The 1,183-nt window shown below is 73.3% G+C and carries 1 protein-coding gene; it reads left to right on the top strand.

Going from position 1 to position 1,183, the window contains the following annotated elements; translation table 11 throughout:
• On the top strand, nucleotides 1-1,183 hold a 1,183-nt coding region (locus FV220_RS24995), incomplete at both ends, for a transglycosylase domain-containing protein (RefSeq protein ID WP_187273538.1).

The following is a 1,183-nucleotide window of genomic DNA, read 5'->3' on the forward strand; positions in this document are numbered from 1 at the left end:
CCCTCGACCTGACCCAGGCGAGCCTCCGCTCCACCGTCATCCTCGATCGGGACCGCCATCTCCTGCGCCCCTTCGCCACCGCCGATGGGCGCTGGCGGCTGCCGGTGACGGGGGCGGATGTCGATCCGCGCATGCTCGCCATGCTGAAGGCCTACGAGGACCGGCGCTTTGCCGACCATCCCGGCATCGACCCCGCCGCGACCCTGCGTGCCGCGTGGCAATGGCTCCGGCACGGCAGAATCGTCTCCGGGGGCTCCACCCTGTCGATGCAGGTGGCTCGCCTCGTGGAGCCGCGGCCCGAACGCTCGCTCAGCGCCAAGCTCCGGCAGATGGTGCGGGCGGTCCAGCTGGAACGCCGGTTGGGGAAGGACGGCGTTCTCGACCTCTACCTCGCGCTCGCGCCCTATGGCGGCCCGGTGGAGGGCTTGCGGGCGGCGAGCTTCGCCTATTTCGGGCGCGAGCCCGCCCGGCTCTCCTTCGCCGAATCCGCCCTCCTCGTCGGCCTGCCCCAGGCGCCCGAGGTGCGCCGGCCGGATCGTTACCCCGCCCGCGCGCGTCAGGCGCGCGACAGGGTCCTCGACATCGCCGCCGCGCGCGGGGTCATCACGTCCGCCGAGGCGAAAACCGCCAAGGCCGAACCGGTGCCGGACCAGCGAAAGCCCTTCCCGATGCTGGCGGCCCATGCGGCGGAAGCGGCTCTGGCGGCCGATCCCGACGCGCGGGTCCAGCGCCTCTCGCTCGACGGGCGATTGCAGGCGAGCCTCGAACGGCTGGCCGCCGAGCGCGCCGCCGCCATGGGGCCGGGCATCTCTGCGGCGATCCTCGCCATCGACAACCGCACCGGCGCGGTGATCGCGCAGGTGGGGAGCGCCGGCTATCTCGATGCCAGCCGCTCCGGCGCCATCGACATGACGGGGGCGATCCGTTCGCCCGGCTCGGCCCTCAAGCCGTTCATCTACGCGCTGGCCTTCGAGAACGGCATCGCCCATCCCGAGACCCTCCTCGACGACCGGCCGGTGCGCTTCGCCGGCTCCTACGCGCCGGAGAATTTCGATCTCAGCTACCAGGGCACCGTCACGGCGCGGCGCGCGCTTCAGCTTTCTCTGAACGTGCCGGCGGTGGACCTGCTGGAGGCGGTGGGCGCCGCCCGCTTCATCGCCCGCCTGCGCGGCGCGGGCGCGCG

The organism is Methylobacterium sp. WL19 (assembly GCF_008040005.1).
GTDB classification, from domain to species: domain Bacteria; phylum Pseudomonadota; class Alphaproteobacteria; order Rhizobiales; family Beijerinckiaceae; genus Methylobacterium; species Methylobacterium bullatum.